The organism is Aeromonas sp. HMWF014 (assembly GCF_963878295.1).
Lineage (GTDB): Bacteria > Pseudomonadota > Gammaproteobacteria > Enterobacterales > Aeromonadaceae > Aeromonas > Aeromonas popoffii.
In genome coordinates, this window is sequence record NZ_CAWNYS010000054.1 from 1 (window position 1) to 894 (window position 894).

The window sequence follows — 894 nt, forward strand, 5'->3', positions numbered from 1 at the left end:
ACTCCGGGCCACGTCAATCCTATGCTGGCGGTGGCCCGCCTGCTGGTGGGGGAGGGGCACAGGGTGCTGATGCTGTGCGGCGCCCTGTTCGAAAAAGGGATCCGGCAGAGCGGCGCTGAATTTGTGCCCTTCGCTCCCGAGGTGGATTTTGACTATCGGGCGCTGGAGCAGCACTTCCCCGAGCGGGCCGAGTTGAGCGGTACTGCCCAGATGGCGCTGGCGCTAAAGCGCTTCTTCGCCGCGCCCATCCCGCAGCACGACAGCCGGTTGCGGGCGCTGATCGCTGAAGAGGAGGTGGATCTGCTGCTGGTGGAGAACGGCTTCTACGGCGTTTTGCCGCTGTTGCAGCAGGTGCGCAGCCAGCGCCTTCCCATCCTGATGCTGGGGGTGAACCCCGTCTCTTTCTCGAGCCCGGATGCCATTTTCTACGGCCCGCGCATCGCCCCCGAGCTGCGCCGCTCCCTTGGCGAGCTGCCGTGGCTGGATGAACAGACCCGGCGACTGCAGGCCGACGTGCAGCAGAGCTTCGATACCGCCTTGGCCGAGGCTGGGGCACCGGCGCTGGGGGCTCCCTTCACCGATGTGATGGTGACGGCGCCGGATGCGTTCCTGCAGCTCTCCTGCGCTGGCTTTGAATATGATCGGCCGGAGCTTGAGGGGGTGATCCGTTATATCGGTCCCCTGTTGCCCCCCCGGCTTGAGTCGGTCTCGCCGCCCTGGTGGGGGCAACTGGATGAACGGCCGCTGGTCATCGTCAGCCAGGGCACGCTGGCCAATGTGGATCTGGGGCAACTGCTGCTGCCGGCCATGCAGGGGCTGGCCGGTGATGCGTTGCAACTGCTGTTGACCACGGGCGGTCGGGATCCGGCGTTGCTGGGTCGATCCATCCCCGCC

The 894-nt window shown here is 66.4% G+C and carries 1 protein-coding gene; it reads left to right on the forward strand.

Annotated features, from left to right (window positions below; translation table 11 throughout):
- A partial coding sequence (locus AAC083_RS02150; protein WP_258224860.1) for a glycosyltransferase occupies window positions 1-894 on the forward strand: 894 nt, incomplete at both ends.